General features: G+C 50.6%; 16 protein-coding genes and 1 other annotated feature. Of the genes, 3 read left to right on the top strand and 13 right to left on the bottom strand.

Features of this window, described 5'->3' with window-relative positions:
- Positions 1–237: 237 nt before the first annotated feature.
- The 6 genes from infC to ytxC form a co-directional block, all read right to left on the bottom strand.
- On the bottom strand, positions 238–762 hold the full coding sequence (gene infC, locus DCCM_RS04200; protein WP_373855394.1) for a translation initiation factor IF-3: 525 nt from the start codon (positions 760–762) through the stop codon (positions 238–240).
- A gap of 14 nt (positions 763–776) precedes the next feature.
- Positions 777–903: a sequence feature (ribosomal protein L20 leader region), on the bottom strand.
- Between the two features lie 68 nt (positions 904–971).
- Positions 972–2879: a threonine--tRNA ligase gene (gene thrS / locus DCCM_RS04195; RefSeq protein ID WP_104371265.1), complete on the bottom strand. Its 1908-nt coding sequence runs from the start codon at positions 2877–2879 to the stop codon at positions 972–974.
- 158 nt (positions 2880–3037) lie between these two features.
- Positions 3038–3235, bottom strand: coding sequence for a hypothetical protein (locus tag DCCM_RS18290; RefSeq protein WP_128739084.1), 198 nt, complete (start codon positions 3233–3235; stop codon positions 3038–3040).
- A 52-nt stretch (positions 3236–3287) separates the two neighbouring features.
- Positions 3288–3911: a DUF3298 and DUF4163 domain-containing protein gene (locus tag DCCM_RS04190; RefSeq protein WP_104371197.1), complete on the bottom strand. Its 624-nt coding sequence runs from the start codon at positions 3909–3911 to the stop codon at positions 3288–3290.
- 178 nt (positions 3912–4089) lie between these two features.
- On the bottom strand, positions 4090–4689 hold the full coding sequence (locus DCCM_RS04185; RefSeq protein WP_104371196.1) for a DUF445 domain-containing protein: 600 nt from the start codon (positions 4687–4689) through the stop codon (positions 4090–4092).
- Between the two features lie 153 nt (positions 4690–4842).
- Positions 4843–5739, bottom strand: a complete 897-nt coding sequence (ytxC, locus tag DCCM_RS04180; protein WP_104371195.1) for a putative sporulation protein YtxC — start codon at positions 5737–5739, stop codon at positions 4843–4845.
- A 188-nt stretch (positions 5740–5927) separates the two neighbouring features.
- Between ytxC and DCCM_RS04175 the strand changes: the two genes are divergently transcribed.
- Together DCCM_RS04175 and DCCM_RS04170 are read left to right on the top strand one after the other, a co-directional pair.
- Entirely contained in the window at positions 5928–6728 is an 801-nt protein-coding gene (locus DCCM_RS04175; protein ID WP_207655540.1) for an inositol monophosphatase family protein, read from the top strand.
- Between the two features lie 292 nt (positions 6729–7020).
- On the top strand, positions 7021–7581 hold the full coding sequence (locus DCCM_RS04170; protein ID WP_104371194.1) for a gamma carbonic anhydrase family protein: 561 nt from the start codon (positions 7021–7023) through the stop codon (positions 7579–7581).
- A gap of 87 nt (positions 7582–7668) precedes the next feature.
- Here DCCM_RS04170 and DCCM_RS04165 read toward each other — a convergent pair whose 3' ends face one another.
- On the bottom strand, positions 7669–9225 hold the full coding sequence (locus tag DCCM_RS04165; RefSeq protein WP_104371263.1) for a helicase-related protein: 1557 nt from the start codon (positions 9223–9225) through the stop codon (positions 7669–7671).
- A gap of 35 nt (positions 9226–9260) precedes the next feature.
- Positions 9261–10046, bottom strand: a complete 786-nt coding sequence (locus DCCM_RS04160) for a DEAD/DEAH box helicase (RefSeq protein WP_231702644.1) — start codon at positions 10044–10046, stop codon at positions 9261–9263.
- A 188-nt stretch (positions 10047–10234) separates the two neighbouring features.
- On the opposite strand from DCCM_RS04160, the gene DCCM_RS04155 reads away from it, so the two are divergent.
- On the top strand, positions 10235–10468 hold the full coding sequence (locus tag DCCM_RS04155) for a hypothetical protein (protein ID WP_307718794.1): 234 nt from the start codon (positions 10235–10237) through the stop codon (positions 10466–10468).
- A gap of 107 nt (positions 10469–10575) precedes the next feature.
- On the opposite strand, the gene DCCM_RS04150 is transcribed toward DCCM_RS04155, so the two are convergent.
- The 5 genes from DCCM_RS04150 to DCCM_RS04135 all read right to left on the bottom strand — a co-directional run bounded on the left by DCCM_RS04150 (position 10576) and on the right by DCCM_RS04135 (position 13518).
- Positions 10576–11517 carry a dipeptidase gene (locus DCCM_RS04150; RefSeq protein WP_104371193.1) on the bottom strand — a complete coding sequence of 314 codons (942 nt, stop codon included), beginning with the start codon at positions 11515–11517 and terminating at the stop codon, positions 10576–10578.
- On the bottom strand, positions 11514–11684 hold the full coding sequence (locus DCCM_RS18410; RefSeq protein WP_165792009.1) for a hypothetical protein: 171 nt from the start codon (positions 11682–11684) through the stop codon (positions 11514–11516). The genes DCCM_RS04150 and DCCM_RS18410 overlap by 4 nt, the downstream gene beginning before the upstream one ends.
- A gap of 87 nt (positions 11685–11771) precedes the next feature.
- The gene (locus DCCM_RS04145; RefSeq protein WP_104371192.1) at positions 11772–12032 is read right to left on the bottom strand and encodes a stage V sporulation protein S; all 261 of its coding nucleotides are present in this window, start codon (positions 12030–12032) and stop codon (positions 11772–11774) included.
- A 129-nt stretch (positions 12033–12161) separates the two neighbouring features.
- Positions 12162–12941 carry a TIGR00282 family metallophosphoesterase gene (locus DCCM_RS04140; protein WP_104371191.1) on the bottom strand — a complete coding sequence of 260 codons (780 nt, stop codon included), beginning with the start codon at positions 12939–12941 and terminating at the stop codon, positions 12162–12164.
- A gap of 58 nt (positions 12942–12999) precedes the next feature.
- Positions 13000–13518 (bottom strand): hypothetical protein, encoded by a 519-nt coding sequence (locus DCCM_RS04135; protein WP_104371190.1) that lies wholly within the window; start codon positions 13516–13518, stop codon positions 13000–13002.
- Positions 13519–13725: the final 207 nt, after the last annotated feature.

Here is a 13725-nt window from a genome sequence, read left to right as displayed (position 1 = left end):
GAGTCCGTTGAAAAACTGCGCCTGGCGTTTAAGGTAAGGGGACAATGTCCCCAACGTATGCTCGCCGTACAGTATTTACAGTATTAATTGGGGACATTCCTCTGACCCTAAAAGCTATGCTATAAAGGGAGGTGTGTCCCCTGACCGCTATACTACCAGTACGCCCCGCGCTGTACGTCTTCGCCTTTCGCGCCATGCTTGTTTTTGAACGGCCTCAGATATACTTTTCATCATTTACTAGTCCTGTTTGACATCCAGCTTGGGCGCCAGAATCATAATCATGTTTTTACCCTCTAATTTGGGGTGCCTCTCCACATTGGCCATGTCCTTCAGCTCCTCGGCCAGCTTCACCAGAAGCTGCTGGCCCAGACCGGGATGGACAATCTCCCGGCCCCGGAATATGATGGTAGCTTTCACCTTATCGCCGTCTTTAAGGAACCGGGCAGCGTTTTTGGACTTGACGTTGAAATCATGATCCTCAATGTTGGGCCTCATTTTCACTTCTTTAATGTTAATGATGCGCTGTTTCTTTTTAGCCTCTTTGTCTCTTTTGCTCTGCTCGTATTTATGTTTGCCAAAATCCATGATACGGCATACGGGAGGCTTCGCCTGGGGTGCTATTTCAACCAGGTCCAGTTGTTTCTCTTCCGCCACTCTCAATGCCTCGCGAAGGGGCATAATGCCTAGCTGATTACCCTCGGGATCAACCACCCGGACTTCTCTGGCCCGAATTTCTTCGTTAATGCGGACATCTTTGGAAATACATATCACCTCCCCGAAAAAATAAAAAGCGGGTGCAATCCACCCGCATAAGGACAAAAGAAAATAAATTCCTTTTAACCTGACCATGCTGACAGCTCAGGGCGTCGCGTGGTGAGAAGCGGATGGCTTCTGCTTGTAGGTTCTTTAAACCAAAAAGAAGTATAACATATCTCGAAATATAAGTCAAGAAATACAAAATATAACTCTCTTTAACACTGTTTGTTTTTTATCTCCTCTGATATATCCCGGATGAAATGGTCCAGTGGCTTTGCCCCCAGGTCGCCCTTGGAGCGGTGGCGCACGGAGGCAGTGCCGTTTTCAGCCTCCCGGTCCCCCACCACCAGCATGTAAGGTATTTTCTGGTTCTGGGCCTCCCGGATCTTATAGTTCACCTTTTCGTTGCGGTCGTCCAGATCCACCCTTATTCCGGCATCGTCCAGCTTTTTAACCACGTCCCGGGCATAATCCAGGTGACGGTCCGTAATGGGCATCACCCTTGCCTGCAGCGGAGCCAGCCAGGCGGGGAAGGCTCCGCCGAAATGTTCGATGAGTATCCCGATAAACCTCTCTATGCTGCCGAATATGGTGCGGTGAATCATCACCGGGCGGTGTTTCTGGCCGTCCTCGCCCACATAATTGAGATCGAAACATTCAGGCATTAGAAAGTCCAGCTGAATGGTGCCGCACTGCCAGGTTCTGCCCAGGCAGTCCTCCAGGTGGAAATCTATTTTAGGCCCGTAGAAAGCCCCGTCCCCCGCATTCACCTTGTACTCCATGCCTATGGATTTTAACGCGTCCTCCAGGGCGGAGGTGGCCATTTCCCATACCTCGTCGGAACCCATGGCTTTTTCCGGTTTGGTGGATAGCTCCACCTTGTACTTGAAGCCGAAAATACTGTATATTCTGTCTGTCAGGTTGATGACCCCGACGATTTCATCCCTTATCTGGGAAGGCAGCATGAAAATGTGGGCGTCATCCTGGGTAAAATTGCGCACCCTCATCAGTCCGTGCAGCGCCCCGGACATTTCGTGCCTGTGCACCAGCCCCAGTTCACCCATCCTGATAGGCAGCTCCCGGTAGCTGTGCAGGCTGCTCTTGTATACCAATATGCCGCCCGGACAGTTCATGGGCTTCACCGCGTAGTCCAACTCGTCTATTTTGGTAAAATACATGTTTTCCTTGTAGTGGTCCCAGTGTCCGGAACGCTCCCACAGGGTCCTGTTCAGTATAATGGGGGTCCTTATTTCATGGTAGCCGGCCTTTTTATGCTCTTCCCGCCAGAACTTTTCCAACTCATTGCGCAGAATCATCCCCTTGGGATGGAAAAAGGGAAATCCCGGCCCCTCCTCCTGAATGCTGAACAGGTCCAGTTCCGCCCCCAGTTTGCGGTGGTCCCTGCGCTTGGCCTCCTCGATCCTGAAAAGGTGCTCCTCAAGCTGGGACTTCTTGGGGAAGGAGGTTCCGTAAATACGCTGCAGCATTTTGTTCTTTTCGTTGCCCCGCCAGTAAGCTCCGGCCAGGTGGGTCAGCTTCAGCGCTTTAAGCCTTCCCGTGGAGGGCACGTGGGGCCCGGCGCAGAGGTCGGTGAAATCCCCCTGGCTATAGCAGGAAATATTCGCGTCCGGCGGAAGATCATTTATCAATTCAACCTTGTAGCTCTCCCCGGCCTTTTCAAATCTGTCCAGGGATTCCGCCCTGGACAGGTCGAATCTCTTGAAGGGCAGGTCCGCCTTGATAATGCTCTCCATCTCGGCCTCTATTTTGACCAGTTTCTCCGGGGTGAATGTCTCCGGGGAATCGAAGTCGTAATAAAACCCGTCGGCTATGGCCGGGCCGATGGCCAGTCTGGTGCCGGGGTACAGCTTCTGCACCGCCTGGGCCAGCACGTGGGAGGTGCTGTGACGGAATACCTGGCGTCCCTCTTCGCTGTCGAAGGTAAAAAACTCCACCCTGGCGTCATGCTCCAGCGGTACGCCCAGGTCCACCAGTTTGCCGTCCACCGACGCCACCAGGGCCTCCTTACCCAGCCTGCCGCTGATGTCTCTGGCTATGTCCAGCAGGGTGGTACCCTTTGCATACTCCCGTACCGAGCCGTCTTTTAAATTAACCTTGACCATTCCTTTAACCTCCACAATTAATTTGAAATGACAAAATACCCGGGCAATTTCAGGCAAATAAAAAACTCCTGTCCAAAAGGACGGGAGTTCCGTGGTTCCACCTTAATTGGGCATAAATAGCAAGCCCCTCTTTACGACGGTATACCGGCCGTCACCCGTCATGCCTTAACGTCCAATGATGGACTTTCCGGCGGCAGTTCCGGGGTGGTCTTCAATCCGCTTTTAACCCTGAAAGCGCTTCCAGCCCCTGGCGCTTTCTCTCTGGCAAGGCTGTCGGAGGCGAATCTACTGTCCCCGTCATCACCTGGATATTTATACATGAGTATTATATTGTAGAAGAATATCCTTGTCAACACAAGTTAAGGGGCCAGGCCCTTAACTTGTTAACTTATTTCCCGCCCAAACAAGTTAATAAGTTAATAGCCAGGCACCTGGGCCTTCTTGGTTGATGTAGTTTATTATTGTGCGGTAGGGAATCTTGAATTCCGGTATGCCAACAGAGCCCGGGGTATATTCGTAGGCCTGGAAATATATTACCAGGTCCGTTGGAGTCAGGTAGAACTCCTGCTGTATGGTAATTCCGTTAAATTCGTTAATCATCGGGATGTCCTGCTCCTTGAACTGCTGGCTGATTAGTTTGTTTAATACTATGATGTAATCTGTGCCGGGCCGGAAAAGATCCCTCAAGGTATATACCTTGCCGGTATTCAAATCCACGGTTATGGATTTTACCATGGTGGTGCCATGGGCGGCGTGTTCAGGATACATGTAATTTTCAAACCTGATACTTAAGATACCGTTTTTATTTACTTCTATCTCGTAAGTTCCGATCATTTCCTCAATTTTTAGCCCGGCGGAATCCGGCCAGACCCGCTGTTCGGCCATCAGGGTATAAACGGTTTGCTCAATTGCCCGGTTAATCTGCTCCTGAACTTCTTGGTCCGGCAGCCCGGTTACCTGGGGATAAACAATTTTTATGCCGTTCTGCTGGATTGTTTTTTCCACAATCCGGGCACTGATGCCATTATTCATATAATAAAACCTCCCTGGCCAAAGCCTGCTTCTTGTAACTATGCTATTCCGGTAAATGTTCGTTTGGCACCCGCGCAATAAAAATACAACCCGGGGTCAGCCCCGGGCGCTTATCAATCAGCTTTGCAGTTGTCTTGAAAATTTTGGAACCTTCCAATTTTGGCGCCTGTTGCGCAATCTATCTCACCAACCAGAGGATACCCACCTGGGCCAGGCCGATGATGAACCCCAGCACTCCGCCCAGTATCTCTATGTGCTTTAATTCCCGGTGTGAAACGGAAAGCAGTATCTGCTCCAGCCTGTCCAGGGGGAAAGAGTTTACCTTTTCCTCCACCATCTGGCCGATATTAAACCTTTCCTTGAACCGGCCTTCGAATTTTTCGGTGATTTCCGCGATTAGCGAGGGCAGGTGCCTGTGCAGTTGCTCGGTCACGGAGTCCGATATGACGGTTTTAACCGAAATTGGTATAAACGCCGGCAGCCTGTCCAGCACCCTCATCCTTATGGCTGTGGCCAGTGAATCCTCTATGCCGTCCAGCACTTCCCTGGATTTTATGAAACCCAGCATATCATCCGCCGAAAGCAGCTCCTTTTCAATAACCTCTCCTATGTTTTTAGCCAGTTCCCGGCGCCTTTTGGGGACCACCCCCTGAAGGCTGTAGCCGAGGATGTTAACCGGCTGATAAGGACGGAAAATAAGTTTGACCGCTATCAAGTTGGTAAGCCATCCGATCAGGGCGCCAACCAGGGGAAGTACCATAATCTGCCACAAATTCAAGTTGATCCACCTCCAAAGGACATTTTACCACAAAAAGAATAAGGCCGTTCCCGAAACTCTCGCCGGCAATCCGGTTGTATAAACCAATAATATACTTTTTTAACATATTATAAAAAAGCACCGGCAACGGTGCTTTTTAAAAAATCATCGGTTTTAGTTTTCATCCAGGGTGCCTTTGCACAGTTCGCAGTCGGTGCATTCCTTCACCCTGTGCAAAAAAACCTGTTTAATGGTCTCCAGGGTATTCTGGGGCCGCTCCCCCTTTCCCAGGTGAAATATTATTTCCCTGGGAGCCAGGGTGATGAGGGTGCTGATCAACATATCCTCGTAATTTATCTCGCTGTCCACCAGTTCCATCATGAACCCTTCCAGGTACTCGCTGTTAATCACCTGGTACTGGCCGTCAAACAATTTAAAAACCCCGTTGGGCTTAATCAGCACGTGAACCAGGTCAAGACGGGGATCCTGTATTTCCACAAAATATTTCAGAAGTTGAATGAACTCATTGTATTCCCTCTCCATCAGGAAGTCGTCAACCGCCCGGTCCGCCGCCTCCTGCAGCTCGTTTACGTATTCCTTCAAGCGGAAGCGGATGAAGCCGTCAATGACTATGTCATCGTTGCTGCGCAGGAACTCCAATATTTTGTGAACTATTTTGTTTCTCCTGGCGATGCGGTAAAAAGACTGGCCGTCTTCCCCGTGATTGATGTAGCTGGAGGCATACCGGTAGATTGTTCCGCGCTCTTCTTCGTTGAAATAATAGTAATTTTCCCTTATTATATCGGTTAGCAGCAATTTTTCCCACTGACCCAGTATCAGGTCGGAAAGGGCTTGAGCCACATATCTTTTAAAGACGGCCAGGGCATCTTCGTTGAACCTCATCGGGCTGCGGTTGGACACCTCGCACGACAGGAAGGTTATTTTGCCCGTGGGATTTTCTTCCAGCTTTACCTTCAGACCCTGGTTTTCCAGGAAACGCAATTCCCGGCTCAACGTGTCTTTCAGTTCGCCTATGTTTCTGGTGGCTCCGATGGATATTGCCTGAGCCAAGGTATCACTCCCTTCCCGTGTGCTATATTATATGAAAGCAAAAAAAACGGTATACGATTAAAGTATGCTTTTAAAGTATAAACATATTGTAATTTCAAAATGCCTTGAAAAATATATTATGAAACCAGCAATATGGATTGCGAGAATAATTTTGCTTGTTTAAATTACTAAAATTACGGGGTGAGCGGATGAAGGAAAAAAAAGAGATAATGGAAATTGTTTCCTCAATGGCCCGGCAAGCGGGCCTGGTAATAAAAGAGAGGCTGGGGGGAAATTTCAGCACCCGGTGCAAAGGAAGTCCCGCGGATTTTGTAACGGACGTGGACAGGCAATCCCAGGAAATAATACTGGAGGGGCTAAAAAAATATTTTCCGGAACATCACGTGATAGCAGAGGAAAATGCATTCAACGACTTTTCCCCGGAAAACGCCAACGTTTGGTATGTTGATCCCCTGGACGGAACGACCAATTTTGTTTTTTCCATACCCTTTTACGGGGTTTCCATAGCCCTGGCGGAAGGGGGCAAACCCTCCCTGGGAATTGTTTACGACCCGCTGCGGGACGAAATGTTCACCGCCGTCAGAAACGGCGGAGCAATGCTTAACGGTTGCCGGATACATGCCGACGGGACCGTGCAAACCCTTGACCGCAGCCTGCTGGTAACCGGGTTTCCGGTAAGCCGTGAATTTAAGGAACTGATGGCCGATGCTTATACCGGGGGCATTTTGTTCAACAGCATGAATATCAGGGCACTGGGCTCCGCGGCCCTGGAACTGGCCTATGTGGCCTGCGGCAGGCTCACCGGCTCCTGGGAGGTAAAACTGAAGCCCTGGGATGTGGCGGCAGGCGCCCTGCTGGTGGAAGAAGCCGGGGGAATGGTAAGCGGTATCAGGGGTGAGCCCCTGGAGCTCACGGAATTTGTGGACATTGTCTCCAGCAATGGCCTCATTCACGGAGAATTCATCCGGGCACTGGGATTCGGAAGCTGACCGGAACACGGCCATCCCATTCTCTGAACCGCCCGTACCCTTCGCTTACTTCGCAAAAAAGAAAGGAGCGGGTCTTGGAGACTTCCCGGCAGGTAAGCTAAATCAGCACATTATATCGGCATTAATTGGAATACTTCTTTCCCGAAAATTTTATATACAAGGTTTTAGACAGCCCGGGAAGGTGTGTCCCCTTACATGAGTTGGGGACATTCCTTCACGATAATATTATAGGTAAGGGCTTTTAGACCGCATAGAAGGTGTGTCCCCTTACCTTATCACGGAGGACATAAAAATGGGTTCAAAAAACAATCTATATCATTATGGAAAATTTTACCCCCGGCTGGCGGAATCCGTATTCGTGGCCCCCGGGGCCAGGATCATCGGCAGGGTGGAAATAGGCGAGGGTTCCAGTGTCTGGTACAACACGGTGATCAGGGCTGATGCCGACGGGGTTAAAATAGGCAGGGAAACAAACATCCAGGACGGCTGCGCCCTGCATGAGGATGAGGGCTTCCCCCTGGTCCTGGGGGACCGGGTGTCGGTGGGCCACAACGTGATACTGCACGGGTGCACCATTGAGGATGAGGCACTGGTGGGAATGGGCGCTATCGTGATGAACGGAGCCAGGGTAGGCGCCGGGGCGGTGGTGGGAGCCGGCGCCCTGGTACCCCAGGGTCATGAAATTCCCGCCGGTCACCTGGCCGTGGGCTCACCGGCAAAGGTGGTACGGCCGTTATCCGACAAGGAAAGGGCGGGTTTTGCCCAAATGGCGGCACGCTACCACAAGCGGGCCAAATTCTGCATGAACAGCGGCCCCAGCCCCGACGGATTTAAAACCGGGGGATTAACCTAATTATAGACGATTCCGCTAATTACAGGGACGATAAACCATCAGCGCCGGACCTTGATTCAGAGGTCCGGCGCATTTTAAAGAAATTATCTATATACCCATTATGGCCACTTCGTCCCTGTCAAGACGATGCCTGATGTGCTCCATCTGCCGGCGCAGCTCCACGTCCTCCCCGGCGGCCCTTTCAATCTGCCGCAAAAGGTCGATGGTCCTGCGCAGCATGGAGAATATGTCCCCTTCCTGCAGACTGCTGCGGGCCATCAGTTCCTCAAAGGCGGCGCCATCGTACCAGGCGGAGGACAGTGGTCCGGGAAGATGCGACCATACGCAGAAATTTTCTGGAACTCCCTTTTTTAAAAGATATTTGCGCAGTTCCTCCACGTGGTCCAGTTTAATCAGACCCGGCTCCACGTATTCCTCCCGGCCGGGTATATAGTCCACACCGGAAAGTATGGCCACCACTTCCTGGGGCGCCCTGTCCCGGATATAACCATTGAATATCAGTTCCGTCACCAGTATTTCCTGCACATGAAGATACAGGGCAAAGAGCCCCCTGGGCAATAGTTCCCTGCCGTCCACGTAATCCAGCGCCTCCAGCAGGTCCCACATATTATTAAACTCCATCTCGAAATCCCTGGAATGCCGGTCCAGTACCTTCAGCCGGCGGCTCAGCCGGGTCCTTTTCTCAGTGTACAGATCCTGTTTTTTACGGGCATCCACGCACAGATGGTGCTGGCATTTTTTGGGCGCCACTTTGAGTATGGCCCTGATTTCCTCCCGGCGCTCCCTGGAGCCGGGCCTTCCCCTCTTCCTCCTGCGGCTCAGTGAACGCAGTTCGTTTTTTAATTTTGCCCTCAGCAAAAAGCAGGAAGGCTGGTATATATTCTCGCAGAAACAGTTTCCCAGCTCCGCGTTTTTACCCTCCAAAGCCTCCAGTTCGCCCTTTAAACGCCGGCTTTCCCTGTTGTTCTGATATGCCGCCAGGTTTTGCTCCAGAAACCGGTTTATCTCCTCGTCGGTTTTCCAGTAGAGCAGACTCAATACTGTGTTTGGAGATATGGCCAGGCGTCCCCTGACCGGTTCCACCTCGTCTTCCCTGTAAAATCCCGTCTGTTCCGGAAAGCGGTCGTCAATCCTCACAAAAACGTGGCCAATGGGATCAAATCCCCTGCGGCCGGCCCTGCCCGCCATCTGGTAAAATTCACGGTTCAACAATCCCCGGAACTCGCGGCCGTCCCATTTACGGCATGAATCGAACACTGTACTGGCGGCGGGGAAATTAACCCCCACAGCAAAGGTTTCGGTGCAGAACAAAACGTAAATCAGCCTGGATTCGTAGAGCCTCTCAACCAGGTCCTTCAGGGCCGGGGACATGCCCGCATGGTGATAGCCGATGCCCTGAATCAGAATCTGTTTAAGATTGTGCCTGCGGTGGCCAAACAAACCTGTATTCTGGACTTCCGCCTCCCTGATGATTTCCGCGACCTTTTCCTTTTCCCCGGGCAGCAGGAAATCCCATTCCCTGCTGATTTCTTCCGCCAATAACTCGGTTTTGCCCCTGCCGAAAGCAAAATACAGTGCCGGCAGGTGATCCTGGATGGAAAATACAACTTCCGTAGCTGAAGGCTTACCCCCTGCTTTAGCCATAAGCTCCACCGTCAACATGTCTTAAGGTATTCATTCTAGGACCTGCGACCTCTCTTCTCGTAGTCTCCCGCAGCGCCCGCCAGTTCGGATTCCGCCCAGCGGCCTTTGCGCCTTTCCACTTTTTCCTTGATATATTCATGGGCTTCTTCTTCTTCCAGAACATCCCCCTCGGCGGAAATCCAACCCAAATTCAGGGGCACGGCCCGGCGCCTCTCCTCAATAATCTTAACGGTGCGCCCCCTGATATCGGCGATCCAGTTAGCTATCTCCCGGATATTGGGAACGGTGGCCGACAGCCCCACAATGCGCATATGCCCGGGTGCGAATATTATACTTTCCTCCCAGGCGGTTCCCCTTTCAGCATCATCAAGGTAATGCACTTCGTCAAAAATTACATGGGTGGTTTGATCCAACATCTCCGGGTTGGCAAAACACCAGTTGCGAAAAATCTCCGTTGTCATTACCAGAAGAGGCGCTCCCTCGTTGATGGATAAATCCCCGGTTATCAACCCCACCTTGTCTTTGCCGTACTGGGCTACAAAATCCCGGTATTTCTGGTTGGATAGAGCTTTTATAGGGGAAGTGTATACCGCCCCCTTTCCGGAGGCTATGACCTTCTCCAGCAGTTTTTCCGCTATCAGGGTCTTGCCGGTGCCGGTGGGAGCGGCCACCAGCACGTCATATCCCGCCAGCAGGGATTCGATGGCTTCCACCTGGAAAGGATCCAGTTCCAGTGGGCCTGGCGGGGGAGGCTGCACGCGATCCCGCCGGAAGACTTTCCTTTTGCGCTTCTGCGGAACCCTCTCTGCGCTTTTGGACAAAAGATATTCTCCTTTCAACAATGGGTTACATTATAAAATTATACACCAAAATAAGGTATTTGAGTCAGGTTACTTGAACAGGCCAATTTTTAACATGTTAATAAATTATTAAATTTTGTTATTGGAAAAAAGCCTTTCGGTTATATAATAGAGTAAAAGATGCGGTAATTGAAAGGAGGAGAGGCCCGTTGAACCCAAAAAACCAGATGGATTATCGCTTTAACTACAAAGAGAACGGCAAAATTATCAGTGTTGAGATTAAATGCTGCGGAAAACACATCGGTGAGATTAGATTTAAAGACGGAGAGGAAAAAGTCTGTCCCATTTGCGGCATACGGCACGAACTGCGTATGGACTACAATCACTTCCACCTCACCAGACATAGCCCGGAGGAAAATCAAGTACAGGAAAAGGTGGTTTAATTCCCGAAATACCGGCAGCCTGCAGACCCGCAAAAAAAGGGAACGGCATAAAGATAGAATACCCGGCTAAAACCCGGCCTCAAGGCCGGGTTTTAACTTATTTATCCTCAAATGACCCGGCTTAATACCCTTAACCAGTTGCCGCCCAGAATCATTGCCACTTCCCCGTCATTAAACCCCCTTTTACCCAATCCCTCAGCCAATGACGGTATTTTGGTAACGTCTTCCAGACCGGGGGTCACCTGTTCTATGCCGTCAAAATCAGATCCCAGTCCCAAACAACCCACACCGCCAACCGAGGCCATATGTACCGCGTGGTCCAACAAACGATCCAGGCTTGGTTTATCCGGGCAAATAAATTTGGGATAAAAATTCAGGCCTATAACCCCTCCCGCCTCCGCCAATTCCCTGATCTGGCGATCCGACAGGTTCCGGGGATGACCGCAAAGGGCGCGGCAATTGGAATGTGAAGCAATCAGCGGTTTATCGGTATTTTTCAAAACATCCCAGAATCCCTGGTCCGCCAGGTGGGAAACATCCACCAGCATGCCCAGACGATTCATCTCCTTTACCACTTCCAGGCCCCTCCTGGTTAAACCGCCTCCCGACCTCCTCTCCCCCACACCGTCCGCCAGTTGGTTCCTGCCGTTCCAGGTGAGGGTGATGGCCCGGACCCCCAAACGGTAAAACATACGGAGCACGGAAAGCTCCCCGGACAGGGCATCGCCGCCTTCAATTGAAAGCAGGGCGGCTACCTTGCCATTGTCTACTATTCTATTTATATCGGCATATGTCCTGATTTCTTCAATTGATTCGGTGTTGGCTTCCAGTTCCCTGTAAAAAAGGTCTATTATGTCAAGCGCCCTGATGGTGGCCCAGTGGCGGTATTCCGGGCCCACGCAAGCTGCGAAAAATTGCACGTTGACCCCCGCCCTTTTCATCCTGGGCAGATCCAGGTGGCCCCGGCCGCTTTCCTCTCCCAGCCTGCGATTCTGGTATTCCATGGCGGTAAGGGTGTCGCAGTGGGCATCCACTATTAACTTTTTCATGGTAAAACCACTCCCGGAACAGTCTGGGCTTCTCCCAAAACTTTGCCCTGCACTTGGGAAGCAAGAAGTGAAACGTTGGAGGTGAGAGGTGAGACTCTTGCGGGAATTTGCTTTAGCAAATTCCTATCCCCGCTTCCAGCTTCCAGCTTCCAACTTTCAACTTTCAACTTCGGGCCTCGCGCCTCTCAAGCCGGCCTGTACGCCTGAAAAATAAAAAGCCCGATTAACGGCCATCGGGCATTTCCTTGTTTATATTATCTTGGTTCTACGATTAGCTTTATGGCTGTCCTTTCTTCTCCGTCAATTATTATGTCCGTAAAAGCAGGTATGCAAATCAGATCCACCCCGCTGGGCGCCACGAATCCCCTGGCTATGGCCACGGCTTTAATTGCCTGGTTTAGAGCCCCGGCTCCAATGGCCTGAAGTTCCGCACAACCTCTTTCTCTGAGAACACCAGCTAGGGCACCGGCTACGGAATTTGGATTGGACTTTGCTGAAACTTTTAAAACGTCCACTTGGTAGAACCTCCTTAACTGTAATGACTGTGTTGTGTGATATGTTCTCTGTAAAATTAATATTCGCTAAGTAAATAATAATTCCTGTTCGGGATTAAAAATTTTAACTTTGTATTCACACTATTTAGTTTATTCGAAATTCTGGATGCGTCTTATGTCCGTTGCCCTGCCTGTGGCTTCATCCACCTCCACAACAACGGCGTTTAATTGATAATAGGTATTGGCAACCTCAAACCGCCTGGGCAGCTGAGTGGTAAATTTTTCAATGACCAGCTCTTTTTTTACGCCTATCACGGAATCCCTGGGGCCAGTCATGCCGATATCGGTAATGTAGGCTGTCCCTTCGGGAAGTATCCTTTCATCCGCCGTCTGCACGTGGGTGTGCGTACCGCAAACCGCCGACACCCTGCCGTCCAGGTACCAGCCCATGGCCACCTTTTCCGAAGTGGCTTCCGCGTGAAAATCCAACAGTTTAACCCGCACCTCCCCTGCCAGGCCTTCCAGCAATTCATCAGCCTTTCTGAACGGACAGTCCAGCTCAGGCATAAATACCCGGCCGGAAATATTCATCACGGCCACCCTGACACCGTTTTGGGCCATAAAAACATTAACCCCCAAACCCGGTGCTCCGGGGGGGTAGTTGGCCGGCCTGACGATTCTTTTTTCCTGGGCGATATAGTTAAATATTTCTTTATGATTCCATACATGGTTTCCCATGGTAATTACGTCGATACCCAGGGCAAAAAGCTCTCGCCCCACCTCCCGGGTTATGCCGTTTCCGCCTGCTGAATTCTCTCCGTTGGCAATGGTCATATCCACTTTAAATTCTTTTATCAGGCCGGATAAATTTTCTTTTACCGCGCGTCTTCCCGGCTTTCCGACTATATCTCCGATTACCAGTAATCGCAAAAGGGTCCGCCTCCCACCTGCAGGCTAAAGATGACACAGGCGCTGTCAAGCTAATTGACTACTTGTTAAATACCAGTACCCTTCCCTCTTCCCTGAAGGCAAACAGATCCTTGTCCCCCGCAGTGCCTTTAACACTTTCCAGCATATGTTCGATAATCTCTTCCTGTATAATCAAATCCTCTTCAAACAGGGCGTCGTTTCCCTCCATCACCAGGTCGTTCTCCATTAACTGGTGGATGAGTTCCACGATCAGGGCGATTTCCTCCTGCACCAGCGTATCCACGTCACGCTGAACTTCCACCATGGTGAGATTGTGGCATGTCTGGCAGTTGATCTTCGTTACCCTGACTTCCTTGCCCTCCAGGATGTTGAAAACTTCTATGCTGTTTATAAGATTATCCTTAATACTGTCCAGTTTTTCTGTTTCCACCACGCCGGCTGCAATAAAAGTAAATTTCAATACATGCTCACCGGGGTCGTATTTAATGGTGGCAACCTCCGGATACCGCACCAGTATTGAAATCAACAACCCCACGCTGTCTGTAACATCTTCCCTGCCTTTATACTGAAGGCCCAATATTGTCACCTTCCTCAACCTGCTTGAATATAAAAGAATTCTGTTTCGGGTTAGGGATTCCTGCCTGATATAAAGTCGTTTCTCTTAAAATATTTTTCCAGGAGTAAGAAAACGGCCCCGAAGGGCCGTTTGAGACCGTTGAAAAACTTCGCCTGGCTTTGTTAGGCGCAATCCGTCCAGTATATTTGGGGACATTCCTCCGAAGGA

The organism is Desulfocucumis palustris (assembly GCF_002933875.1).
Taxonomy (GTDB): domain Bacteria; phylum Bacillota; class Desulfotomaculia; order Desulfotomaculales; family Desulfocucumaceae; genus Desulfocucumis; species Desulfocucumis palustris.
This window is presented reverse-complemented; position numbering and strand designations above follow the sequence as displayed.

Bases quoted from the DNA above. Each gene is read 5' to 3' on its own strand.
- thrS (WP_104371265.1), bottom strand. From the start codon at position 2,879: ATGGTCAAGGTTAATTTAAAAGACGGCTCGGTACGGGAGTATGCAAAG.
- DCCM_RS04190 (WP_104371197.1), bottom strand. From the start codon at position 3,911: ATGAATAATGGCATCAGTGCCCGGATTGTGGAAAAAACAATCCAGCAG.
- DCCM_RS04175 (WP_207655540.1), top strand. From the start codon at position 5,928: ATGAAGGAAAAAAAAGAGATAATGGAAATTGTTTCCTCAATGGCCCGG.
- DCCM_RS04170 (WP_104371194.1), top strand. From the start codon at position 7,021: ATGGGTTCAAAAAACAATCTATATCATTATGGAAAATTTTACCCCCGG.
- DCCM_RS04165 (WP_104371263.1), bottom strand. From the start codon at position 9,225: ATGGCTAAAGCAGGGGGTAAGCCTTCAGCTACGGAAGTTGTATTTTCC.
- DCCM_RS04150 (WP_104371193.1), bottom strand. From the start codon at position 11,517: ATGAAAAAGTTAATAGTGGATGCCCACTGCGACACCCTTACCGCCATG.